Raw genomic sequence first — 23361 nt, forward strand, 5'->3', positions numbered from 1 at the left:
CGAGCACAGGTGATGAGTAAGCCGATCCTGCAAGATCCTCTGCGGGATTTGCCCGCCGCATCCGATGCGCGGCCGGCCGAGGCACCGGCCGGCCCGCGCTGCCCGGCCGGTCAGGAAATGGCCCGTGTGCTCAAGACGCAGCCGCTTCGCATGGCGGCCGACCCCTCGAGCGGCGCGATCGCCTATTGGAAGCATGATGCCCTGCACGACGTGGTCAGGCCGATGGTCGACCATGTCGTCATGAGCTATCCCGCCGGCTCGCAGCGGCTGGAGCGGCGCACCGGCAAGGTGGCTTCGATCGGAACGGCGCGGTCCGGGGTCGTGACGATCATTCCGGCCGGCTCGACCTCGCGCTGGGATATTCACCAGTCCTTGCATGTCGTTCAGCTCTATCTTCCGCATGCGACGCTGGCGCGCGTCGCCGGCGAAGCCGACACCGCGGCTCCGGGCGATCTGCTGGAGCGCACCGGGCACCCCGATCCGATTACATCGCGGTTGCTGCTGAGCGCCGCTGATGCGCTCGAGGGCAGCGCGGCGCTGGATGCGCTGTTCCGGCAGCAACTGACGGATCTCTTGGCCACGCGCCTGCTGTCGGCGCATGCCGGCGTGCCTGCCACGGTTCAGGCGACCGTGGGCGGTCTGGCGCCGACAGCGCTGCGCCGCGCCATTGAGCGATTGCGCTCGGACAGCGATGCGGACGTCTCGCTCGCGGCGCTGGCCACGGACGCCGGCCTGTCGCGCTTTCACTTCTGCCGCGCCTTCAAGGAAAGCACCGGGCTTTCGCCGCACGCCTGGCTGCGCCAGCACCGGCTCGAGCAGGCCATGAACATGCTGCGCGACACCGACGCATCCGTGGTCTCGATCGCGGCGGCGCTCGGCTACAGTTCGCAGACCGCGTTCGCGGCCGCGTTCAGGAAGCTGACCGGCGAAACCCCGAGCGATTGGCGGCGGCGCCTGCGGTAGGGCGTTTTCGAGCGCAGAACCGAAAGTGCTCTAGCCGCAATCGCTCTTCAGGTCGGGCAATCGCTCTGGGGCACTCACAAGTCAAATTCGCTAGATCACCGTGGCGCCCATGCCAATAACGGAGACAAGCGATGGCCTGGAAGGATTTCGGTAGCTCCCTTGCAGTCACGCGGCGACGTCGGGTCCTCGCGACTGCGCTGATGTACGGACTTACGCTCACGGTCCGCTTCACGTCGGCAACAGGCGAGGATGCCGATGCGCCGGCGCAGGCCGTTCAGGGCGCCGATGCCATGACGTCGGTGACGATCAGCGACGCCGCCCAGGCGCTGTACCGCGACTGGCTCCCGGGGGCCGCGCTGCCGATCGGCCTCCAGCATGGACCGCTCTCGGGCGCGAGAGGCTGCCGCGCAGCGTGCATGCCTGCGGCGCGCACGCCGTTCCTGTCGAGCTGCGCCCGGCAATAGGCGCTCACCCTTTCACCTCTTCGCGTCGCCGATCGCGACAGGCTTCGCCGCACGCGGCGGCAACGCGCGGACATCAGAGACTGTCAACCCAGAGGAGATACCCATGCGAATTGTCATCATTGGCGCCGGCTTTGCCGGCATGTACGCCGCGCTCTCCGCGGCCCGCCTGCGCGACATCAAGGGCGTCTCGCCCGAGGAGCTCGAGATCGCGCTGGTCGCGCCGGAGCCGACCCTGGTGGTGCGCCCGCGGCTCTATGAGCCGAAGCCGGAGACGCTGACCGCGCCCCTGCTCGACGTCTTCAACGCGATCGACGTCGTCTATGTGCAGGGCAGCACCGAAGCCGTCGATACCAAGGCCCGCACCGTGCAGATCGTCACCGCCAAGGACGCGCGCAAGACGCTGCCTTACGATCGCCTTGTGGTGGCGACCGGCAGCCGGCTGTTCCGTCCGAACGTGCCCGGCCTCGCCGAACATGGCTTCAGCGTCGACAGTCTTGCGGACGCGATCGCGCTCGACCGCCATCTGCATGGCCTCGCCAAACAGCCGGCATCAGCGGCGCGCGACACCGTGGTCGTTGCCGGCGGCGGCTTCACCGGCATCGAGGCCGCGACCGAGATGCCGGCGCGGCTGCGCGAGATCCTCGGCAAGGACGCCAGGCCGCGCGTGGTCATCGTCGATCGCAATGCCGCGATCGCGCCGGACATGGGCGAAGGCCCGCGCCCGATCATCGAGGACGCGATGCGCAAGCTCGGCGTCGAAGGCCGCTTCGGCGCCGGCGTCGCCGAGGTCAGCAAGTCCGGCGTCACGCTCTCCAACGGCGAGCATATCGAGGCTGCGACCGTGGTCTGGGCGGCGGGCATTCGCGCCGCGCCGCTGACCACGCAGATCCCGGCGGAACGCGACAATTTCGGCCGGCTGCTGGTCGACCGCGATCTGCGCGTGCCGTCGGTCGCGGGCGTGTTCGCCACCGGCGACGCGGCGCGCGCCGCATGCGACGATGTCGGCAATTACGCGCTGATGTCGTGCCAGCACGCGACGCGGATGGGCGCGTTTGCCGGCAACAACGCCGCGGCCGAGCTGCTCGGTGTCCCGACCAAGCCGTATCACCAGAAGGCCTATGTCACCTGCCTCGACCTCGGCGAGGCCGGTGCGCTGTTCACCCGCGGCTGGGAGCGCAAGGTCGAGATGGTCGGCGACGTGGCCAAGAAGACCAAGCGGGAGATCAACACCGTCTGGATCTATCCGCCGCGCGCCGAGCGTGCCGCGGCGCTCGCATCCGCCGATCCGGAGCACGTCACCGAAGTCTGACGCTGAGCTCGGCGAGAGCACCGCAATTGCGATCATCGCTTCCGCGCACGGCGTCGTTCGATCGCTGTGCGCGGAACTGACTCGAAGTATCGCGGAGCGAAACGCAATTTAGAATCGTCCTTAGAAGCGCTCGAAAAATCTGAGGCGCATTGACGCAGTTTCGCTGCGTTCGCGTTGCGAGCTCGCAACACCACCGGCGATAAGCCCGACACTGGACGTGTTCTAATCACCGATCGGCTGCGTACGTCTTTCATCGTGTTAGTGACGGCGAAGATGAAGGCGATGTGAGTTGACGGGGGTCGGATGTTTCGTCGCACTGCGCTGTCGGCCGGGTACATGGCCGGCGGCGGTTTGTTCGTGCTGAGTGTGGTGATGCCGCGTGAAAGCGTTGCGCAATCGGCGCTGCCGCCGGTGACGGTCGAGGCGCCGAAACAACAGCAGCAAGCGCGGCGAACGCAGCCGGCGCGACGCGCGGCGCGTCCTGCGCGCACGACGCCGCGATCGATCGCGAACCGGGCGCCCGCGCAGAACGTTCCAGCACCCGGGGCGAGTGGCGGCGGAGAGCGCGGCAACGGCCCGGTCACCGGCTATCTCGCAAGCCAGAGCGTCACCGCAACCAAGACCGACAGCCCGGTCCTGACGACGCCGCAGTCGATCTCGATCGTCACCCAGGATCAGATCCAGGCGCAGGGTGCGCAGAACATCACCGAAGCACTGCGCTACACGCCCGGCGTGACGATCGAGAGTTTTGGCGCCAACGCGTTCTTCGACGAGTTCAAGCTGCGGGGCTTCACCGCGCCGCGCTATCTCGACGGGCTGCGGCTGCCGACCGACACCACGTCCTTCGCCGTCCCGCGCATCGAGACCTATGGTCTCGAGCGCATCGAGGTCCTGAAGGGCCCGTCATCCGGCCTGTATGGACAATCCGATCCGGGCGGCCTGTTGAACCTGGTCAGCAAGCGGCCCACCGAGACGCCGCATTACGAGATCGAGGGATCGTTCGGCTCGTTCGATCGCTTCCAGGGCGCCTTCGATATCGGTGGTCCGGCCGACAAGGACGGCCGGTTCCTTTACCGCATCGTCGGCCTTGGCCGCGACAGCAACAGCCAGACCGACTTCGTTCAGGACAACAAGCTGTTCATCGCGCCGAGCTTCACCTGGCGCCCGACCTACGACACCAGCTTCACCGTGCTCTCGCAGTACCAGAAGGTCGACAACAAGGGTTACCAGCAATACGTCCCGGGACAGGTGTCCTTCCTGCCCAACCCCAACGGACATATTCCTTACAGCCGTTACCTCGGCGAGCCCGGGCTTGATGGCTATCATCTCGAGCAGTTCGCGGTCGGCTACGCGTTCGAGCATCGCTTCGACAACATCTTCCAGTTCCGGCAAAATCTCCGCTACACCCAGGTCAGCAACGACCTCGCATCGGTGCGGACCGAGGGCATGGTGACGGATCGTCTGGTCGCGCGCACCTACAACTACGTCAAGGCCAACGCCGCCAATGTCGCGCTCGACAATCAGCTGCAGGCGGATTTCGCGACCGGGCCGCTGGTCCACAAGGTGCTGGCCGGCGTCGACTACTTCGACCTGTGGGCCAATACCGACTATCGCACGACGCCGATTGCGCCGATCGATGCCTATAGTCCGGTCTACGGCACCGCCGTTCCGTCAGCCAGCTCGCTGGCGCCGTTCATTCTGCGCGACGACAGGCAGTCGCAGCTCGGCGCCTATCTGCAGGATCAGATCAAGCTCGATCGCTGGACGTTGACCATGAGCGGCCGCCAGGACTGGGTCAGCTCCGGCTTCACCAGCATGGCGTTCTATCCGCCGGCCGGCCATTATTCGCGCGATGACTCGGCGCAAACCGGGCGCATCGGCCTGAGCTACCTGTTCGATATCGGCCTCGCGCCCTATGTCAGCTACGGGACCTCGTTCACACCGAATCTCGGCGCCGACAGCGCCGGCCGGTCGTTCAGGCCGACGACAGGCGAGGGCGCGGAGGTCGGCGTCAAGTTCAAGCCGAACGGCTCGAACTTCATGGTGACGGCGGCGGCGTTCGATATCCGTCAGCAGGACGTACTGACGGCAGATCCACTCAATCCGCTGTTCAACGTGCAGACCGATGCCGTGCGCGTCCGCGGCCTCGAGCTCGAGCTGAAGGGCAATCTGACGCGCGAGTTCGAGATCACGGCGGGATACACCCATCTCGACCCGCGGGTGACGACGAGCCTCGCCGGCTATGCCGGCAAGTACATGATGAACACGGCGCAGGACCAGGGCGCGGTCTGGGGCAAGTATACCTGGTATGACGGCGCGCTCGCGGGCCTTGGGCTCGGTCTCGGTGTGCGCTATGTCGGCGAGACCTACGGCGACAACTTCAATACCTTTGTCATTCCCTCCTATGCCTTGCTCGATGCGTCGGTCAGCTACGACTTCGCTTATCTGCGGCCGGACCTGAAGGGATGGAAGGCACAGGTCAACGTCACCAATCTGACCGACCACTTCTACGTTGCATCCTGCCTGACCGGGCTTCCCTATTGCGGCCTCGGCAATGGCCGCACGGTGCTGGGCACGATGAAGTACACCTGGAACTAGGTAACGAAATTGACTGCGACGACCAGATCCTTGCGGCGATGGGGCGCTGTCCATAAATGGACCAGCCTCATCTGCACGTTGTTCATGCTGCTGCTCTGCATCACCGGCCTGCCGCTGATCTTCCACGAGCAGATCGATGATCTCCTGCACAGTCAGGTCAAGCCGGCCGACGTGCCGCCAGGCACGCCGCCGGCCAATCTGGACCGTCTGCTCGGCAACGCGATGGCGCAGGCGCCGGGAAAGGTGCCTCACTTCCTGATCTGGGATCGCGACGATCCGAGCGCGATGTTCGTCAGCGTCGGCCCGACCATCGATGCCGATCCGACCAACAACCTCTTGATCCGGATGGACACCCATACCGGCGCCTATCTCGATGCGCCCGATGTGACCGGCCGCTTCACTTACATCATGCTGAAGCTGCACACCGACATGTTCGCGGGGCTGCCCGGCAAGCTGTTCCTTGGATTGATGGGGATCCTGTTCTGCGTCGCGATCATCTCCGGCATCGTCGTCTATGCGCCCTCGATGCGGAAGCTGCGCTTCGGCGCCTACCGCGCGCAGCGGACCCGCGTCGTGCGCTGGCTCGACGTCCACAATCTCGCGGGCATCCTGCTCGTCGCCTGGACGCTGGTCGTCGGCTTCACTGGTGTCATCAACACCTGGGCCGACCTCGTGCTCAAGATGTGGCAGTTCGGCCAGCTCGCCGAAATGACCGCGCAGTACAAGGACCGGCCGGTGCCGTCGAAGCTGACCTCGCTGAATGCGGCGGTCGAAGTGGCCACCCATGCGGTGCCCGGCATGACACCGAGCTTCGTCGCGTTCCCGGGAACCCTGTTCAGCAGCAAGAGCCACTACGCCGTATTCCTGCATGGCGATACGCCGCTGACCTCGCGGCTGCTGAAGCCGGCGCTGATCGACGCGGAAACCGGCAAGCTGACCGATACAAGGGATATGCCCTGGTATGTGACGACCCTGTTCGTCTCGCAGCCGCTGCATTTCGGCGACTATGGCGGCATGCCGCTCAAGATCGTCTGGGCGCTGCTCGACATCTTGACCATCTTCATTCTCGTGACCGGCGTGTATCTGTGGATGCGCCGCCGCAAGGCCGGTGTGAGCCAGGAACGCGCGATCGCCAACGCCGCCTCCATCGACAACCCCGCATTATCGTCGTGACGTCAGCATGGTCTCGCATCGTTCATTGACCCAGATCTTCGGCGCCCCGCTCGTCATCGCGGTCGTGAGCACGGTCGGATTGATCAGCGCGCTGGTCGGCGACGGCTGGTGGGATGCGGTCTCGTGGGCCGGACTCGGCCTGCCTGTGCTGCTCTACCTGGTGTTCATCTGGCGGCGCCAGCCGAATTGATCGGGTTGACCTGATCGCGCCTCGAACCGGTCGCGCAATCAGCAAAGCCGGTCCAATCGGAATATGCCGATCCCTGTGGTGTCTCATCCGCGGAGATGCGCAAGAAGCCGAACCGGCAATCGAACAAGCAGTCGCGGCCGTGCAGGTACCTGGCGTGCGGCATCGCGCTCTCGACGGCATTGTAAATTGTAAGATGACAGGTTTCACTCCGGGAGCCCCGCCATGCGTAGCGGGTTGACCAATGCGTCCAGGTCGCCTTGTCGACGATACGGCAGCAGCCTGGCCCAGCGGGCCAAGCTGAAATTGGGGTGGCCCGCCAGCAAGTCGCTTGCGATCATGCGCGCGTCATCTTGCCGGCCGAGATTCCAGAGCGCCGCCATGAGCGTCGACTGCGCGGTCAGCCAGAGCGGCCGCTGCCTCAGCACGCGGGAGGCTATATCGTGCGCCGCCGCGAAATCTCCGAGATGAAATCTTGCGCGCGCTTCGTCGACCATGGATTCGTTGCGCTCAATCGGACTGAGCCGTTGAGCGTGTTCCTCGTAGAGGACGGCTTTTCGGAAGTTGCCGGCATAACCGTGGTACATGCCCGCCATGTGATGGGCGTCAGAGCTGCTGGGAGCGAGGCTGATCGCCGTTTCTCCTGCTGCCACAGCCTCATCATGACGGCGTTGATAGGTACGAACATAGCCGATCACGAGGTATGCTTCCCCGAAGCTCGGGTCGGCGGCGAGAGCCCGATCAGCGCAGCCCAGTGCTGCTTGATACGCTTCATTTTCATCCTTGATCCAACCGAAGCGCGCCTGGTCTGTCAGGGTAAGACCCAACAAATAGAGCGCCGGCATAAACGAGGCATTGATCTCCAGCGCTTGTTCAAAAAGCTTCCGGGCCTGTGCATGGGTTTGCCTTGCGAAATTAACGTACAGGGCGCGTCCCTTTAAGACATACTCATAAGCCAGCGGACTGCCCGAGCGTTTTCTCCACACCCTTGCGCGTTCACCGACCGTCAACTGCACTTCAAGCGCTTCGACGATCTCTTGCGTAATTCGGTCCTGGAGATCGAACACGTCGTCCAGGTCTCCGTCAAAGCGATCCGCCCAGAGATGGCCGCCGTCTCGACCATCAATCAACTGCGCCGTCAACCTGATGCGATTGCCGATCTTTCGAACGCTCCCTTCCAGCAGATAACGAGCACCCAGGATCTGCCCGATTTCGCGAATGTCCCTGTTCTGCCCCTTGAACGCGAAGCTCGAGTTGCGGGCTATCACCATCAGTTCCTGAATCTTTGACAGGGTCGTAAGGACGTCTTCCGCGATCCCGTCCGCGAAATACTCCTGCTCGTTGTCGCCGCTCATGTTCTGGAACGGCAGCACCGCGATGGAGGGCTTTCCCGAAAACGGGCGCACGTGATGCGATTCGGCGGGAGTTGGATGGCGCTCAGGCGAAGGTCTGGCGCCAATCTTCATTCGCCAAACGCGGATCGGCTCAGTGATGTTCTTCAGATTCTGTTGGCCCATGTCTTCGAAGGCTGCATCGACCTTGCTCCGGATCTGCCGGTAGGCGTCGTCCGACAGGCATATGCCGCCCGGGTCCGCGATGTTCTCCAACCGCGCGGCGATGTTGACGCCGTCGCCGAAGATGTCGTCGTTGTCGATGATGATGTCGCCGACGTGAATGCCGATGCGAAATTCGATCCGCTGCTGTTGCGGTGCGGATGCGTTAAGCTCTGCCATCCTGCTCTGGACTTCTACAGAGCTGCGCACTGCATCGACGGCGCTGCCGAATTCGACAAGCATGCCGTCGCCGGTCGTTTTGACGATGCGGCCTCGATGAGCGGCGATCGTTGGATCAATGAGATTCTTTCTGGCCGCCTTGAGCCGCGCGAGCGTGCCTTCCTCGTCCGCTCCCATCAGGCGACTGTAGCCGGCGACATCTGCCGCCAGCACTGCTGCCAGTCGCCTTTCCACTCGCTCGGGCGCCACGGACTACCCTAACTTGGAAGTTCAACCCAGCCAATTAAAGCACGTCGAGCTGGCTTCGGGCTAGAGGCCACGCCCTGGCTGACCGTTAGTCGCTAGAGCAGCGCTTCCGTGCGCAGCGTCGCCTCGATTTCGCCGAGGATGCGCGCCAGCCGTTCGGCCCACGCCGTCTCGCCGGCCTGGTCGGAGATCAGGTCCTGGCGGATCTCGATGCCCGAATTCATCAGGCCGCGCGCCTCGCCATGCACGGGGATCGTGTAGTCGGTCTCGTCGCTGACCGCGTAGGGCTCGTTGTCGCCGACCACGAGATCGCCCTCGGCGCGCAGATGCTTCAACAGCAGCGGCGGCAGCATCGTGTCGCGGTGGTAGAGCGTGCCGATGTGCCAGGGTCGCGCGATGCCGGCGTAGATCGGCGTGAAGCTGTGCAGCGACACCAGCATCGTCGGCAGGCCCTGACGCGCGCGCGCGTCGATGATCTCGTCGATGCGTTTGTGATAGGGATCGAAGATCTGCGCGTGGCGCATCTCGGCGGCCTCGCGCGACAGGCCTTCATTGCCCGGCACTGTGGTGGCCTCGCTGATCAGCGGGATCGAGCTTGCGACATGCGGCGGACGGTTGCAGTCGATCACGAGCCGCGAATAGCGCTGCGCGATCAAATGCGCGCCGAGCCGGTCCGAGAGGCGGGTTGCGACGCCGGCGATGCCGATGTCCCAGGCGATGTGCCGCACGAGCTCGTCTTCGGGCAGGCCGAGATCGCCGAGCGGAGAGGGAATCAGCCTGCCGTAGTGGTCGCAGGTGAACAGGAACGGCGAGCGGCCGTCGGCATTGTGTTCAAGAACCGGTGAAGCGTCGGTGCTCGCGAGCAGGAACGATGGACCGCCTCCGTAATTCAAGGGCTTTTTTCCTCAACTTTGCCTATTCAGGCGGCATGCTGATCTGGAATCGGGCAGCTTTCTCTATAGATTATGCAGCCCGAAATCACGATGATTGTTTGAAGATGCCGCTGCTAACTATTCATCACAAGACCGTTTATCGCTACGCGCGCCCGGTGGCGTTCGGCGAACACCGCATCATGCTGCGGCCCCGTGACGGCCACGATCTGCGCGTGCTCGACAGCGCACTTGTGATCGATCCACAGCCGATGTCGCTGCGCTGGATCCACGACGTGTTCGGCAACAGCATGGCGATCGCCGCCTTCGACGAGCGCGCCGACACGCTGTCCTTTGTCTCGACCGCGACGGTGGAGCACAATCCGGCCGATACGTTCGCGCTGACGCCGGACGATCCCGCTTATTTCTATCCGTTCCTCTACGACGATGAGGAATTCCCCGATCTGCAGCAGTTCATCACGCCGCAATATGGCGACCCGAACGGCGAGCTGTCGGCCTGGGCGCGGCGTTTCCTCGATGTCGAGGCGCCGACACCGACTTTCAAGATCCTCAGCGGCATGACCCACGGCATCCGCGAGGCGTTCAGCTATCGCAAGCGCTACGAGCAGGGCACCCAGCATCCGCTCGACACGCTGCGCACGCAGTCCGGCACCTGCCGCGACTATGCGCTGTTCATGATCGAGGCGCTGCGCCGGCTCGGCGTCGCCGCGCGCTTCGTCTCCGGCTATCTCGCGATGCCGCCCGGCAGCGCGCACGGCTATGTCGGCGGCGGCTCGACCCATGCCTGGGTGCAGGTCTATCTGCCGAGCGCGGGCTGGATCGAATTCGATCCGACCAACGGCATCGTCGGAACGCGCGATCTGATCCGCGTCGCGGTGGCGCGCGATCCGCGCCAGGCGATCCCGCTGCATGGCGTCTATCTCGGCGCGGCGGATGCCTTTCTCGGCATGGATGTCGACATCAAGGTGGTCTCGGTTGGCGAGAATGCGGAGCAGGAGACGGCCTGACGATGCAGATCAAGGTCGGCTTCGAGATCACCTACACGGCGGCGCAGCCGACCCCGATGGTGATCATGCTGTCGATCCATCCGTCGCGCTACGCCGACATCGTCGGCACCGAGCGCCTTTCGACCGAACCGGACGTGCCGATCGGCCTCTATCGCGACGGCTTCGGCAATGTGTGCGGGCGCTTGGTCGCGCCAAGCGGTGACGTCACATTCCGCGGCAGCGCGCAGGTGCGCGATTCCGGGCTGCCGGATCCCGTCAATCCGGCGGCGCAGCAGCTGCCGATCGAGCAATTGCCTGACGATATGCTGCTCTATCTGATGCCGAGCCGCTATTGCGAGACCGACAAGCTAACCGACATTGCCTGGTCGCTGTTCGGCAACACACCGCAGGGCTGGGCGCGGGTGCAGGCGATCACCGATTTCGTGCACAACCACGTGACGTTCGGCTACCAGCACGCCCATCACATGAAGTCGGCGCACGACGTCTATGAAAGCCGCGCCGGCGTCTGCCGCGACTTCGCGCATCTGGCGCTCACCTTCTGCCGCTGCATGGGCATTCCGGCGCGCTACTGCACCGCCTATCTCGGCGACATCGGCGTGCCGCCGGACCCCGCGCCGATGGATTTCTCCGGCTGGTTCGAGGTCTATCTGTCGGGCCAGTGGTACACCTTCGATGCCCGCCACAACACGCCGCGGATCGGCCGCATCCTGATGGCGACCGGCCGCGACGCCGCCGACGTCGCCCTCACCACGAGCTTTGGCCGCATGACGCTGACGAAGTTCGTCGTGGTGACCGATGAGGTGGCGGCGGCTTGATTCTTGCCGGACCTTGCGTCATTCAGGGCTCGCAGCTTTGCAGCGCTTTCCGTCGTCCCTGCGAAAGCAGGGACCCATACGCCGCGGCTCCTGTTGTTGACAGGACCCGTCGTTCCGGCGTTGCGCAGCGATTTGGATTTGTGGTTATGGGTCCCTGCTTTCGCAGGGACGACAGCGAGTGTGAGGCGCAGCTTGTGAGTTATACTGCCCCGTTGTGCCGGAATGACAACTGAACCCATGACCTCCGACCTTCTCTTCGTCTACGGCACGCTGATGCGAGGCTTCGACCATCCGATGGCGAAGCTGCTCGCGGGCAATGCCGAATTCCTCGGGCCGGCGCAGTGCCGTGGCCGGCTCTATCTGGTGAAGCATTATCCGGGCCTGGTGGTGTCGGACGATCCGGCCGACATCGTGCATGGCGAACTGTTCCGCCTGCGTGAGCGCGAGGCCATGCTGCGTGAATTCGACATGTACGAGGCCTGCGGCGAAGGCTTTCCGCCGCCGACCGAATATGTCCGCGAACTGCTCGAGGTCACGCTCGCCGACGGAAGCGTGCGCGAGGCGTGGACCTATCTCTACAACTGGCCGGTCGCCGAGCTGCCGCGGATCGCGTCAGGAAAATTCCTCGAGCATTAGCTGCTTCAGATTTCCCGCATCACGCGGATATCGACCTCGCGCTCGACGAAATTCCATTCCTCGGTCGCGCGCAGCATGCCGACCAGTTCGTCGAACAGGGTGATGTGGTCGGGCGCGAACTCGAACCAGGTCAGGAAGTCGAAGGGCATGCCGAGGTCGCGCGAATGAAACAGCTGGCGGGCGATTGCGGGGAGGAATTTGAGGGTGCCTGCGATGTGGTGCGACTTGTCCTCGAAGATCTGGCGGCGCTCCTCCTGGGTGAGCTCCCACCACGCCGCCGATTTCCTGATCGGGATTAGCGCCGCGTGGGTTGCCTCGCTGCGGCCGAGCCCGGCCTGCACGGCTAAGAGCTTCTCCCGCTCCTCCTTCTCGGTGTAGCGCAGATGGCTGGTGACGCCGGCAAGTCGCCATGCGTTCTGCGACGGCAGCAGCGGCAGCGCGATCGACTCGCTCGCAACGATCGACAGCGCCGCGACCTTCGGCAGCGTCTCGCCCTTCACCTGCGTGATGGAGGTGACCTGCCAGCCGCCGCTCTGCCCGCCTCTGAATGTCGTGAACATGGCCTATCCAATCCCGGAAGCGGGAAGGGGGCAAGCTCGCCGCACAGGCTCTCCACGGTGGATTTGGGGGTAGCCCGCTCGACGGAGCCCTGACAGGCCAGACCTGTGAATAGCCCGGAAAAGCCCCACATTGTTCGGCATGGCGGGTCGTGCCGCTATATGGCTAACCGGTTGTCCGCGATTCGCCGCCCGAGCCCAAAATCCTGACTGATGCGTTTCACGCCCGAATTCCTCGAAGAGCTGCGCGCCCGGCTTCCGGTCTCGGAAGTCGTGGGCAGGCGCGTCAAGCTCAAGAAGGCCGGGCGGGAGTGGAAGGGGCTGTCGCCGTTCCAGCAGGAGAAGACGCCGTCCTTCTTCGTCAATGACCAGAAGCAGGCCTGGTTCGACTTCTCGTCCGGGCTGAACGGCAACATCTTCGACTTCCTGATGAAGACCGAGGGCGTGACTTTCCCCGAGGCGGTGGAACGTCTCGCCGCGATGGCGGGAGTTCCGCTGCCGGCCGTGACGCCCGATGCAGCGCGGCACGAGCAGCACCGCCGCACCCTGCATGACGTGATGGAACTGGCGACCAAATTCTTCGCCGACACGCTGGCTTCGCGGGGCGGCGCCAAGGCGCGCGGCTATCTCGCCGACCGCGCTATCTCGCCGGCGACCCAGCTTCAGTTCCGGATGGGCTATGCGCCGCCGGATCGCTTCGCGCTGAAGGAGCACCTCGGCGGGCAGGGTATCTCCACCGACGACATGGTGGAGGCGGGGCTTCTGATCGGCGGCGAAGATATCCCGGTGCCGTATGATCGCTTCCGCGACCGCGTGATGTTTCCGATCACGGATGCCCGCGGCCGCGTCATCGCGTTCGGCGGGCGTGCGCTGGAGAAGGACGTTCCGGCGAAGTATCTGAATTCGCCGGAAACCACGCTGTTTCACAAGGGCGACAATCTCTACAATTTTTTCACCGCGCGGCAGGCCGCGCATGACGGCGCGCAGCTGATCGTCGTCGAGGGCTATGTCGACGTCATCGCGATGGTCACCTCGGGTTTTCCCGGCGCCGTGGCGCCGCTCGGCACCGCGCTGACCGAGAACCAGCTCGGCCTGCTCTGGAAGATGGTCGACGAGCCGATCCTCTGCTTCGACGGCGACCGCGCCGGACAGAAGGCGGCGTACCGTGCGGCCGACATCGCCTTGCCGCAGCTCAAGCCCGGCAAGAGCCTGCGGATTGCGCTGCTGCCGGAAGGGCAGGACCCTGACGATCTCGCCCGCTCCGGCGGCCGTGGTGCGATCGAGGACGTGATCTCGGCCGCGCGCCCGCTCGCCGACATGATCTGGTCGCGCGAGATCGAGGGCGGCAATTTCGATACGCCCGAGCGCCGCGCCGCGCTGGAGGCGCGGATCGGCGAGCTCACCAATGGCATCCGTGACGAGGTGGTGCGCCGCTATTACCGGCAGGACCTGCAGGAGCGGCTGCAGCGCAATTTTGCGCCGGAGGGCGGACGCGGCGGTTATGGTCGCGGCGGCTACGGTCGGGGCAATTTCGGCGGCGGCCGCGGCGGCGAATCACCCCGCCAGTTTGCCCCCCGGGGACCTGCCCAAAACGGCCGACAGGGAGGCCTGCAAGGCGGCCGGTTCGGTGCCAAGGGCGCCACCCCCGGGATTTCACGGGGTCCCTACCAGGCCGCCAGCCCCCAATTGGCCAACAGCCCGATCATGCGCGGCCAGCGCAGCGCGATCTCCCGCCGCGAGGCCCTGATCCTGCAATCCCTGATCAACCACCCCTGGCTGCTGCACGACCATCTCGAGGAGGTGGCGGCGCTGGAGCTCGCCCATCCCGAGGCCCACAAGCTCAGGGCCGCCATCATCGCCGCCTTTGCCCACGACCATCATCATTCCCCTGACGCCGAGGAGCAGGCCGAGAAGATGCGGGGCGACCTCGAAGCGAGCGGATTATCCTCGATTCTTCAAAGGGTTGAGCGGGCGATCACAACCCAGGCGGTGTGGGGTGCGCAGATCGGCGCGGCGCGCGAGGATGTTTTATCAACCTGGCGTCAACTCGTTGCCTTGCATCAGAAAACCCACGCCTTACTTAGGGAAAGAAAAGATGCGGAAGCGGCTTTGGCTGAAGACTCCAGCGAGGCCAATCTGGCATGGTTGCAGGATATCCAGGCCCGGATGGCAGAAGCCGACGGGACCGAAGCCCTGATTGAAGGGTTCGGCGAATTATCGGGCCGGTTCCAGCGTAATGTCTGATAACAAAAATGCTGCGGACGGCGCTGGCCGCACCCGCAAAAAGACTCGCCAAATCCATGGTTTGGCTGCAAAAACAGGGTTAAGCGAAACTTAATAGCTACCGTAGCATTTTCAGGCGAAGTGGTTCCCGGTTCGCCGTCAGAAAATGCGTCAGATCTAGATCTGTCGCGTCTTCCGATCGTAAAACCGGTGTTCACTTTTACGGAAGACGCGACGGGCTATTGCAGATTGGAAACCGTCGAGACGGATGACAGGGGTGGCGAGATATTGCGCCGCCCTTTGTGCGTCGAGAGAGTAAATCTAGATTTCGTGCGGATGCGCGTGCGTGGCGCCATTTTGCATGACCGCGTTTCGGGAGCTTAGTGAATGGCCACCAAGGCAAAGACGCTGCAGGTTAAGGACAAGGAAAAAGACGACAAGGCAGCGGATGCTCCTGAGAAGGATGCCGCTGACGCCCCGTCGCCGTTGCTCGACCTGTCGGATGCCGCGGTGAAGAAGATGATCAAGCAGGCCAAGAAGCGCGGCTTCGTGACCTTCGATCAGCTCAACGAAGTGCTGCCTTCCGACACGACCTCGCCCGAACAGATCGAAGACATCATGTCGATGCTCTCTGACATGGGCATCAACGTCACCGAGGCCGACGATAGCGAAGGCGAGGACGAGAAGGACGACGGCGACGACGAGACCGACAACGAGCTCGTCGAGGTCACGCAGAAGGCCGTCACCGAGGTCAAGAAGTCGGAGCCCGGCGAGCGCACCGACGATCCCGTGCGCATGTATCTGCGCGAGATGGGCACCGTCGAGCTGCTGTCGCGCGAGGGCGAAATCGCGATTGCCAAGCGCATCGAGGCCGGCCGCGAGGCGATGATCGCGGGCCTCTGCGAAAGCCCGCTGACCTTCCAGGCCATCATCATCTGGCGCGACGAGCTCAACGAAGGAAAGATCTTCCTCCGCGACATCATCGATCTCGAAGCCACCTATGCCGGCCCCGAGTCCAAGGGCGGCATCAATCCGAACCTGATCGGCAACAACGGCGCCGAGGGCGCCGCCGCTGAAGGCAATGGCGGCGATGCGCAAGGCGCAGCGCCGGCCCATGTTGCGCCGCCGGCCGCGCCGCCGTCGCCGACCCCGTTCCGCGCCGCGCCCGCCGGCGGCGAAGCCGCCACCGAGGAGAAGGATCCCGCCGAGGCCGCCGCCGAAGGCGACATGGACGACGACGAGTTCGAGAACCAGATGTCGCTCGCCGCCATCGAAGCCGAGCTGAAGCCGAAGGTGGTCGAGACCTTCGACAAGATCGCGTCCGAGTACAAGAAGCTGCGCCGCCTGCAGGAGCAGGACATCGCCAACCAGCTGCAGAGCGAGTCGCTGTCGCCCTCGCAGGAGCGCAAGTACAAGAAGCTGAAGGACGAGATCATCGTCGAGGTGAAGTCGCTGCGCCTCAACCAGGCCCGCATCGATTCGCTGGTCGAGCAGCTCTACGACATCAACAAGAAGCTGGTCTCGTTCGAGGGCCGCCTGCTGCGCCTCGGCGACAGCCACGGCGTCGCGCGCGAGGACTTCCTGCGCAACTACCAGGGGTCCGAGCTCGACCCCCGCTGGCTCAACCGCGTCTCCAAGCTGTCGGCCAAGGGCTGGAAGAACTTCGTCCATCACGAGAAGGACCGCATCAAGGACCTGCGCCACGAGATCCAGTCGCTGGCGGCGCTCACCGGGCTCGAGATCGGCGAATTCCGCAAGATCGTGCACGGCGTGCAGAAGGGCGAGCGCGAGGCCCGTCAGGCCAAAAAGGAGATGGTGGAAGCCAACCTCCGTCTCGTGATCTCGATCGCCAAGAAGTACACCAACCGCGGCCTGCAATTCCTCGACCTGATCCAGGAAGGCAATATCGGCCTGATGAAGGCGGTCGATAAGTTCGAATATCGCCGCGGCTACAAGTTCTCGACCTACGCCACCTGGTGGATCCGGCAGGCGATCACCCGTTCGATCGCCGACCAGGCCCGCACCATCCGCATCCCCGTGCACATGATCGAGACGATCAACAAGATCGTCCGCACCTCGCGCCAGATGCTGAACGAGATCGGCCGCGAGCCGACCCCGGAAGAGCTCGCCGAGAAGCTCGGCATGCCCCTCGAGAAGGTCCGCAAGGTCCTCAAGATCGCCAAGGAGCCGCTGTCGCTCGAAACGCCTGTGGGCGATGAAGAGGATTCGCATCTCGGCGATTTCATCGAGGACAAGAACGCGATCCTGCCAATTGATGCTGCGATCCAGTCCAACCTGCGCGAGACCACCACGCGCGTCCTGGCCTCGCTCACTCCGCGCGAGGAGCGCGTGCTGCGCATGCGCTTCGGCATCGGCATGAACACCGACCACACGCTGGAAGAAGTCGGCCAGCAGTTCTCGGTCACCCGCGAACGCATCCGCCAGATCGAAGCCAAGGCGCTGCGCAAGCTGAAGCACCCGTCGCGGTCGCGGAAGCTGCGGAGCTTCCTGGATAACTAATTCTATCGGTATCCATCGAAACGAGAACGGCGGGCCTGAGCCCGCCGTTTTCATTTTCCCACCTTAAAGGCGACAAATTTTCAGACATTGAGAAGAGCGGACCAAAATTGTCGCATGACGCTGGAGTGCACGAATGAGCCCTTCCGGAGCTTTGATCGCGATCCTGCCGTGTAATGATCTTGATGCGTCGGAGCGGTTCTACAATCGGCTGGGCTTTGCGCGCCCGGACAGCGAAAGGCCTGCTCCTGGAGAGCCCGACACCTATCGCATGCTGTCGAACGGGAAGGGCGGATATCTACATCTGACGGACGCGGTCGAGGGATGGCTCACGCCGGGCAGAAACCCGTTTGGGCTTTATCTCTACCTCGAGAGCGTTGATGCCGCAGCGCGCGAATTTCAGCAAGCACCCGAAGACAAGCCGTGGGGGATGTACGAATTTGCGATATCTGACCCGGATGAAACGTTGGTCCGTGTCGGTTGGCCAACCCGTCTCCGCGCCGGGGCGCAATAATTCGTCCGCACAAAATTCACGCGCCAACGCCCGCGGCCACCCCTCTCCCCAACCCTCCCCCGCAAGGGGGGAGGGAGCCTGAATAATGTGCTCGCCTCACGTTGCTCGTGGCTCTTTGTACGTCGTGCCACAACGCGTGCTGCACGCTGCTGCGCGCCGCACGGTGGTTGCAAACGTGAGGGACGCACTGGCGGAAGGGCTCCCTCCCCCCTCGCGGGGGAGGGGCGGGGAGAGGGGTACCGCTTGCTCCGATGCCGATCGACCGCGAGGACAATAGCGCTCAGCGAACGCGCCGCTCGGGGTAATAACCGGCCTTGCTGGCTACGCTACTTCTTCTTCGCGCCGACGCGCTCGATGGACTTGATCTCGAGCGGGGCGCGGCCGCCCTTTTCGGCGATCTCGCGGTCCTGCTCGCGCAGGAAGGCGCGCACCGGCTCGTCGCCGTCGAGCCCGCCAATGAGCTCCGACGGCACGCGGCGGTTGGAGCGCTGCGAGCCGTCTTCATAGAAGACGTTGAAGAAGGCGAATTCGCCTTTGGGATTGGTCCCGGGTTTTTTCGGCATGGGCGGCTTGTCCTCGATCGGGCCGCCGCTGTCAAAGCAAATCGCCCGCGCCCGCGCGCCGGTCTGCCCTGCGCGATGGGGTTGCGTGCGGGCCTTGCGCAACGTCGCGCGCAGTTCGGCCCGGCACGCGCTCGCGGCGCCCGTCCGGTCACATCAACGACATATATGCCTCAGCCCTCGAACAGCACGAACGCCGCCCACACGCCCGCGTCGCCCGCGCCCGCGACCTTGCCGTCACGCGCATCGCGCCTCGTCTGGCGCAGCGCATCCGAATAGGTCAGCCCCTCCGCCAGGTGCTCGTAGAACCGCACGGTGAAATTCGCGGTGCCCTCGTCGGCGACCGGCCACAGCGTCAGCAGCGCGCGCCGCGCGCCGGCGATGCCGAGCGCGGTCGGCAGGCCGCGCAGGCCGCTGACGAAGCTCTCGTCGCCGCGGCCGGTCTCGCAGGCCGACAGCACCAAAAGATCGAGCCCGGACAGGTCCCAGTCCATCAATTCGAAGGCATAGAGATAGCCGTCGTTCTCGTCGCGCAGCGGAAATCGGCTGTCGCCGGCGCCCGACAGCACGATGCCGCTCTGCCACAGCGTGTCGAGGCCGGATGCCGTGCCGTCGCGATAGAAGCCGTGCGTCGCCAGATGCGCGATGCGCGCCTTGCCGATCGCCGCGCGCAGCGTGCCTTCGCTGACGCCGCGCCCGGTCATCATCTCGACCGGCGCGCCGCGCGTGCGGGCGAGCTTTGCGATCGCCTCGATCTCGGTCCGGGTCGCGGGCAGGGGCATCGGCCCGGGCTCGCCATATTCGATGCCGCCGGCGAGCAGCATCGCGCCCCGCTGATCGAGCGTCTCGCGCGCATGGATCGCGATCAGCGCGTCGGGGCTTGTCAGCATCCGGATCGTGAACTTGTCCTCCAGCAGGCCGCCGCCACTGCCAGGCAGCAGCGCGAAAGGCACGGCAAACAGGAAGCCGTCAGGCACGACATAGAGCGTGGTCTTGTCCTTCAGCAGCGGCTCGAGCGGCGCGAACAGCCGCGCGCGGAGGTTCTGGAAGCGGCCCTTGACGTCGGGCGCGTGCGCGTCGGGATCAGGCACGGTGGCCCGCGTCGCGCGCAGCCGGGCGATCTCGGTGCGCACGCCGGTGTCGATCATCCGGCCGGGATCGCCGAGATCGACCACGCGCGGCTCGCTCGTTGCGGTCTCGACGATGGCGTAGAGCACGGTCGCCGCCAGCGGCGCCTTCGCCTGGCGATCCGCCTTCCATTGCCGCGTGATGAAATAGTTGACGACGGCTTCCTGCGCCGCCAGCAGCTGTGACGGACGGATCGGATCTTGCGGCAGCTTGACCCCGATCGCATCGAGCCGCTTCTGCAGCGCCTTCTCGGCCGTGTCCTGCCGCCCCCACACCGACCTCGCCCAATCGTCGATATTGCCCGACGAGAACAGCTCCTGCTTCTCGCCGTTGAGCCGGAGCGCGGTGCGCAGCAGCGTCGCGGTCTCCTCGTCCTTGCCGGCGACCGCTGTCTCGAGCTGGCGCAGCGCCGTGGCGTCGGCGCCGCCGAGCGTCTTCCAGCGCAGCACGGCGGCGGCAAAGGCCGGCTGCGCCACGGCGGAGCCGGCGCCGGTGGCGAAGCGGCCGAACGCGAACAAGAGATGATCGGCATGGGCGCGGATCGCTTCGGCGACGGCGCGATCGCCCGATGTGCCGACCTCGCGCTTCATCCAGTCGAACATCTCGCGGTCGAGCGCGGCGAAGGCCTGCACCGCGCGGGTCGGATCGGTTGCGATCAGCGCGGTCGCGATGCCGAGCTTGATCTCGAAGCTGATCGGATGCTGCGCCGTGAAGGCGCGGGTCGAAATCGCCAGCGCGGTCTCGCGCAGCCGCATCCCCTTGTCCCGCTCGCCGCGCTGCTCGCGTTGGCCGGCAGCCAGCACCGCGGATTTGATGCGCAGGAAATCCGCAAAATTCGCCTCATTGGCGACGATCGCCTCCAGCCGCCCCAGATCGGCCGGCGCGATCGCGGCGTCGCCGGCCGCGAGCATGTCGGTGTAGAACAGCCAGGCATCGGCCTGTCCGGCAAAGCTCGGATCCTTCGGCGCCATCGCGGCCGCGATCGCGCGGTGGCGGCGGAAGTAGCGGCGGGCGTCGTCGAAGCGGCCGAGATTGAGGAAATCCTGGCCGGCGTTGTTGACCGTCACCAGCGTGTTGAGATGGTTCTCGCCATAATGTTTGGCGCGCTTCTCGATCGCGAACAGATCGAGCTCGAGCGCCTTCGCGGGCGCGCCGATCTCGCGCAGCATGTCGGCATAATTGTTGGCGAGCTTCCAAGTGGTGCGGTGGTCGGGCCCCAGCGCCTTCTCCGCGCGCTCGAAATTGTGCCGGCCCAGATTCGTCGCCGACGCCGCCGAGCCGTTGGCGGACAGCGCAACCGCGAGCTTGTCGCTCGCGATCAGCGATTCCTCGGAGCCTTCGCCCCAATGAGCGTTGAACGCCGCGATCGCCTGCATGTAGAGCGAAACGGCTTCGGCGATCCTGGCGTGGTCGGACAGCAGGATCGCGTACATCAGCAGCACGTCGGCATTGCCGGGCGGCTTCTGCGCTGCCGCCTTGCTCTGGAACGCGCGCACGAACAGCTTTTCGGCGAGATCGTCGCGCTTGACCGCGCGCAGCGTCGCGGTCGCGTCGAAATACTGCTCCATGACGAACTGGGCGTCGTCGAGCTTGTCTGCGGCATCCAGTGCTGCAAGCAGCTGCGCATGGCCGGCGTCGATTTTGCCGCTGCGCGTCAGGGCGACGGCGTTCTTGATCTGCGCGGTGATCGCCTGCGTGCTGCCGCCGCCTTGCGCCGGCGCACGCCTGGCGGGGGCGTTCTGCGCGGCGGCGATGTCGAACGTCGCGGTCAAGACAGCGCCGAGCGCGAGCACGACACCGATCGATGCGGAGGCCCTGCGCGCGCGTGCGAAACCCCCGGCGATCGTCATCAACGGCACATCCTCATCCCAAAACGCGTCATCGGATGGTGTCCCCAAATGACGGCGGCGTTGCAGCCGGCGTGCCTGGCTTTAGCGGCGCGGCGTTGCATGAACAAGACAGCGCGGCCGGCCGCGTGGCGGAAGCGGCTTGCCCAGCCCGTGCTTCTTGGTCGCGGTCGGCGGCTTCGGCGTTCATGTATCGCGTCCTCGAATGTTGCCGTGCGGTGGGTCGCTGGCCGCCGGGGACCGCCGCTTGCTTACCACTGCCAGTCAAGCGATCGGATGATGTTACCGCCGGTAGGCCGGCCGGCCTGCCGTTCGCGCCGAGCCGAGGGAATGGCTGGTGGCGAAGCGCGCACGCCGGCGCACTTTCCCGGCAGCAGTCTTTCGCATCGGCGCACAAACGAACGACGGCCGAAAAGCTGAGCTTTTTCTGACCATCGTCACTTGCGCCATGCCGTCCGATTCGCGTATGAGGCGCATCCTTCTCTTTCTACAACCTTACCTTCGAGAACCGATCGCCGATGCCCCAAGCCACAATCGACGCCAACAAGGCGCTCGTGCTCGCGCATTACGACGCCGTGACCAACCGCCACGATCCCGATGCGATCCGCGCGCAACTGGCGCCCGACTTCTTCGACCATGCGGCGGGCAAGCGGCTGAGCGCCGAGGACGTGATCGCGCATTCGGCCGCGATGCACGAGACCTTCGCCGACCTGTCGGCGGTGGCGGAATGCCTGGTGGCCGAGCGCGACATCGTCGCCGGCCGCTTCGTTTGGCGCGGCCGCCACCGCAGCCCCTGGCGCGGCATTCAACCAACCGGCCGCCACGTCGAATTCCGCGGCATGACGTTCTGGCGGATTCAGGACGGCAGGATTTCCGAGCGCTGGGCGGAGATCGATTTTGTCGGGCTGGAGCGCCAGCTCAGGGATTGATCGTCAGCTACACCTTCGTCAGTGGATCAACGCAGGGAGATTTCGCCGCACGGCTGATGAAGGCGTAACTGCCCGCCGAGGATGGAGTGTGGTGCCGACACTTTGACTGCCTCGTTTGCTCCATGGCATGATCGGTCATTCGAAGCAGGAGGGATTTTTGCATGCTCAGGTGTCGTTTGGCGGTTGTGTTCGGCGCCTTGCTGCTTGCCACCCCCTCCTACGCCGCGCGCTGCGGCGGCAGTTTTCCCGGCTTCGTCCAGTCGTTCTCGCAGGAGGCGGCGAGCGCCGGCATCCAGCAGGACGTGATCTCGGCTGCGCTCGGCGGCGTGCAGCAGGATGGCGGCGTGCTCGCCTTCGACCGGCGGCAGCGCTACACCTTCAACAAGACCTTCGAGCAGTATGTCGCAACCCGGGTCGGGCCCGGGCGCATCAATGGCGGCCGCGCGATGCTGCAGCGGCACGCCGCGCTGCTCTCGAAGATCGAGCAGCAGTACGGCGTGCCGCGCCAGATCCTGGTCGCGATCTGGGGGCTCGAGACCGATTTCGGCAAGGGCGACATGGGCAAGCTGCCGGTGTTTCGCGTGCTCGCCACGCTGGCGCATGATTGCCGCCGCACCGACCTGTTCCAGGGCGAACTGCTCGCCGCGCTCAAGATCGTGCAGCGCGGCGATCTCCGTCTGAATGACATGATCGGCGCCTATGCCGGCGAGATCGGCCAGACCCAGTTCCTGCCGTCGTCCTACATCAAGTACGGCGTCGATTTCGACGGCGACGGCCATGTCGACCTGCGCCACTCGGTCGCCGACGTGCTGGCCTCGACCGCGAACCTCCTGCACACCAGCGGCTTCAAGATGGGTGCGCCCTATGGCGAGGGCACCGCGAATTTCGAGGCGATGCGCGAGTGGAACAGGGCGGTGATCTATCGCAAGACCATCGGGTATTTTGCCGATCAGCTCGTGGGGCGGTGAGGGCGCGGCGCCTCTGCTGCGTTCGTCATTGCGAGCGAAGCGAAGCAATCCATCTTTCAGCACATGCGGGACGATGGATTGCTTCGTCGCTTCGCTC

The 23361-nt window shown here is 65.0% G+C and carries 19 protein-coding genes; 14 read left to right on the forward strand and 5 right to left on the reverse strand.

Going from position 1 to position 23361, the window contains the following annotated elements; all coding sequences use genetic code 11:
* The first annotated feature begins 12 nt into the window (after positions 1-12).
* The 6 genes from QJT82_RS35755 (at position 13) to QJT82_RS35780 (ending at position 6697) form a co-directional block, all read left to right on the forward strand.
* Positions 13-963, forward strand: a complete 951-nt coding sequence (locus tag QJT82_RS35755) for an AraC family transcriptional regulator (RefSeq protein WP_028343403.1) — start codon at positions 13-15, stop codon at positions 961-963.
* 131 nt (positions 964-1094) lie between these two features.
* Positions 1095-1427: a hypothetical protein gene (locus QJT82_RS35760; protein WP_028343404.1), complete on the forward strand. Its 333-nt coding sequence runs from the start codon at positions 1095-1097 to the stop codon at positions 1425-1427.
* A gap of 103 nt (positions 1428-1530) precedes the next feature.
* The gene (locus QJT82_RS35765) at positions 1531-2736 is read left to right on the forward strand and encodes an NAD(P)/FAD-dependent oxidoreductase (protein WP_028343405.1); all 1206 of its coding nucleotides are present in this window, start codon (positions 1531-1533) and stop codon (positions 2734-2736) included.
* A 336-nt stretch (positions 2737-3072) separates the two neighbouring features.
* Positions 3073-5334, forward strand: a complete 2262-nt coding sequence (locus QJT82_RS35770; RefSeq protein ID WP_028343406.1) for a TonB-dependent siderophore receptor — start codon at positions 3073-3075, stop codon at positions 5332-5334.
* A gap of 30 nt (positions 5335-5364) precedes the next feature.
* The gene (locus QJT82_RS35775; protein WP_028343407.1) at positions 5365-6507 is read left to right on the forward strand and encodes a PepSY-associated TM helix domain-containing protein; all 1143 of its coding nucleotides are present in this window, start codon (positions 5365-5367) and stop codon (positions 6505-6507) included.
* Between the two features lie 7 nt (positions 6508-6514).
* Positions 6515-6697: a hypothetical protein gene (locus QJT82_RS35780; protein WP_028343408.1), complete on the forward strand. Its 183-nt coding sequence runs from the start codon at positions 6515-6517 to the stop codon at positions 6695-6697.
* A 203-nt stretch (positions 6698-6900) separates the two neighbouring features.
* Here the strand turns inward: QJT82_RS35780 and QJT82_RS35785 are convergent, their stop codons facing one another.
* Both QJT82_RS35785 and QJT82_RS35790 read right to left on the reverse strand, forming a co-directional pair.
* Positions 6901-8640 (reverse strand): adenylate/guanylate cyclase domain-containing protein, encoded by a 1740-nt coding sequence (locus QJT82_RS35785; protein WP_259245097.1) that lies wholly within the window; start codon positions 8638-8640, stop codon positions 6901-6903.
* Positions 8641-8768: 128 nt separating this feature from the next.
* Positions 8769-9566: an N-formylglutamate amidohydrolase gene (locus tag QJT82_RS35790; RefSeq protein ID WP_028343410.1), complete on the reverse strand. Its 798-nt coding sequence runs from the start codon at positions 9564-9566 to the stop codon at positions 8769-8771.
* Positions 9567-9670: 104 nt separating this feature from the next.
* Here QJT82_RS35790 and QJT82_RS35795 point away from each other — a divergent pair, with 104 nt between their 5' ends.
* The 3 genes from QJT82_RS35795 to QJT82_RS35805 all read left to right on the forward strand — a co-directional run bounded on the left by QJT82_RS35795 (position 9671) and on the right by QJT82_RS35805 (position 12021).
* Positions 9671-10570: a transglutaminase family protein gene (locus QJT82_RS35795; protein WP_028343411.1), complete on the forward strand. Its 900-nt coding sequence runs from the start codon at positions 9671-9673 to the stop codon at positions 10568-10570.
* Between the two features lie 2 nt (positions 10571-10572).
* The gene (locus QJT82_RS35800) at positions 10573-11385 is read left to right on the forward strand and encodes a transglutaminase family protein (RefSeq protein WP_028343412.1); all 813 of its coding nucleotides are present in this window, start codon (positions 10573-10575) and stop codon (positions 11383-11385) included.
* Between the two features lie 237 nt (positions 11386-11622).
* Entirely contained in the window at positions 11623-12021 is a 399-nt protein-coding gene (locus QJT82_RS35805; RefSeq protein ID WP_028343413.1) for a gamma-glutamylcyclotransferase family protein, read from the forward strand.
* Between the two features lie 5 nt (positions 12022-12026).
* On the opposite strand, the gene QJT82_RS35810 is transcribed toward QJT82_RS35805, so the two are convergent.
* On the reverse strand, positions 12027-12581 hold the full coding sequence (locus QJT82_RS35810) for a chlorite dismutase family protein (RefSeq protein WP_028343414.1): 555 nt from the start codon (positions 12579-12581) through the stop codon (positions 12027-12029).
* 210 nt (positions 12582-12791) lie between these two features.
* Here QJT82_RS35810 and dnaG point away from each other — a divergent pair, with 210 nt between their 5' ends.
* The 3 genes from dnaG to QJT82_RS35825 all read left to right on the forward strand — a co-directional run bounded on the left by dnaG (position 12792) and on the right by QJT82_RS35825 (position 17832).
* Positions 12792-14822, forward strand: coding sequence for a DNA primase (dnaG, locus tag QJT82_RS35815; protein WP_028343415.1), 2031 nt, complete (start codon positions 12792-12794; stop codon positions 14820-14822).
* 366 nt (positions 14823-15188) lie between these two features.
* A complete protein-coding gene (gene rpoD, locus QJT82_RS35820; protein WP_038386840.1) occupies positions 15189-17321 on the forward strand; it encodes an RNA polymerase sigma factor RpoD in 2133 nt (710 codons plus the stop codon).
* 133 nt (positions 17322-17454) lie between these two features.
* The gene (locus tag QJT82_RS35825; protein WP_028343417.1) at positions 17455-17832 is read left to right on the forward strand and encodes a VOC family protein; all 378 of its coding nucleotides are present in this window, start codon (positions 17455-17457) and stop codon (positions 17830-17832) included.
* Positions 17833-18158: 326 nt separating this feature from the next.
* Here the strand turns inward: QJT82_RS35825 and QJT82_RS35830 are convergent, their stop codons facing one another.
* On the reverse strand, positions 18159-18395 hold the full coding sequence (locus QJT82_RS35830) for a hypothetical protein (protein WP_028343418.1): 237 nt from the start codon (positions 18393-18395) through the stop codon (positions 18159-18161).
* A gap of 170 nt (positions 18396-18565) precedes the next feature.
* Entirely contained in the window at positions 18566-21370 is a 2805-nt protein-coding gene (locus QJT82_RS35835; RefSeq protein WP_028343419.1) for a CHAT domain-containing tetratricopeptide repeat protein, read from the reverse strand.
* A gap of 515 nt (positions 21371-21885) precedes the next feature.
* On the opposite strand from QJT82_RS35835, the gene QJT82_RS35840 reads away from it, so the two are divergent.
* Both QJT82_RS35840 and QJT82_RS35845 read left to right on the forward strand, forming a co-directional pair.
* On the forward strand, positions 21886-22296 hold the full coding sequence (locus QJT82_RS35840) for an ester cyclase (RefSeq protein WP_051448073.1): 411 nt from the start codon (positions 21886-21888) through the stop codon (positions 22294-22296).
* Positions 22297-22457: 161 nt separating this feature from the next.
* Positions 22458-23264: a lytic murein transglycosylase gene (locus tag QJT82_RS35845; RefSeq protein ID WP_028343420.1), complete on the forward strand. Its 807-nt coding sequence runs from the start codon at positions 22458-22460 to the stop codon at positions 23262-23264.
* The last annotated feature ends 97 nt before the right edge of the window (positions 23265-23361 follow it).

Source organism: Bradyrhizobium sp. Mp19 (assembly GCF_029952935.1).
Classification (GTDB): Bacteria; Pseudomonadota; Alphaproteobacteria; order Rhizobiales; family Xanthobacteraceae; genus Bradyrhizobium; species Bradyrhizobium elkanii.

Coding starts and splice junctions, on each gene's coding strand:
- QJT82_RS35755 (WP_028343403.1), top strand. CDS start 13: ATGAGTAAGCCGATCCTGCAAGATCCTCTGCGGGATTTGCCCGCCGCA.
- QJT82_RS35760 (WP_028343404.1), top strand. CDS start 1,095: ATGGCCTGGAAGGATTTCGGTAGCTCCCTTGCAGTCACGCGGCGACGT.
- QJT82_RS35765 (WP_028343405.1), top strand. CDS start 1,531: ATGCGAATTGTCATCATTGGCGCCGGCTTTGCCGGCATGTACGCCGCG.
- QJT82_RS35770 (WP_028343406.1), top strand. CDS start 3,073: ATGGCCGGCGGCGGTTTGTTCGTGCTGAGTGTGGTGATGCCGCGTGAA.
- QJT82_RS35780 (WP_028343408.1), top strand. CDS start 6,515: ATGGTCTCGCATCGTTCATTGACCCAGATCTTCGGCGCCCCGCTCGTC.
- QJT82_RS35795 (WP_028343411.1), top strand. CDS start 9,671: ATGCCGCTGCTAACTATTCATCACAAGACCGTTTATCGCTACGCGCGC.
- QJT82_RS35800 (WP_028343412.1), top strand. CDS start 10,573: ATGCAGATCAAGGTCGGCTTCGAGATCACCTACACGGCGGCGCAGCCG.
- QJT82_RS35805 (WP_028343413.1), top strand. CDS start 11,623: ATGACCTCCGACCTTCTCTTCGTCTACGGCACGCTGATGCGAGGCTTC.
- QJT82_RS35810 (WP_028343414.1), bottom strand. CDS start 12,581: ATGTTCACGACATTCAGAGGCGGGCAGAGCGGCGGCTGGCAGGTCACC.
- dnaG (WP_028343415.1), top strand. CDS start 12,792: ATGCGTTTCACGCCCGAATTCCTCGAAGAGCTGCGCGCCCGGCTTCCG.
- rpoD (WP_038386840.1), top strand. CDS start 15,189: ATGGCCACCAAGGCAAAGACGCTGCAGGTTAAGGACAAGGAAAAAGAC.
- QJT82_RS35825 (WP_028343417.1), top strand. CDS start 17,455: ATGAGCCCTTCCGGAGCTTTGATCGCGATCCTGCCGTGTAATGATCTT.
- QJT82_RS35830 (WP_028343418.1), bottom strand. CDS start 18,395: ATGCCGAAAAAACCCGGGACCAATCCCAAAGGCGAATTCGCCTTCTTC.
- QJT82_RS35835 (WP_028343419.1), bottom strand. CDS start 21,370: ATGACGATCGCCGGGGGTTTCGCACGCGCGCGCAGGGCCTCCGCATCG.
- QJT82_RS35840 (WP_051448073.1), top strand. CDS start 21,886: ATGCCCCAAGCCACAATCGACGCCAACAAGGCGCTCGTGCTCGCGCAT.
- QJT82_RS35845 (WP_028343420.1), top strand. CDS start 22,458: ATGCTCAGGTGTCGTTTGGCGGTTGTGTTCGGCGCCTTGCTGCTTGCC.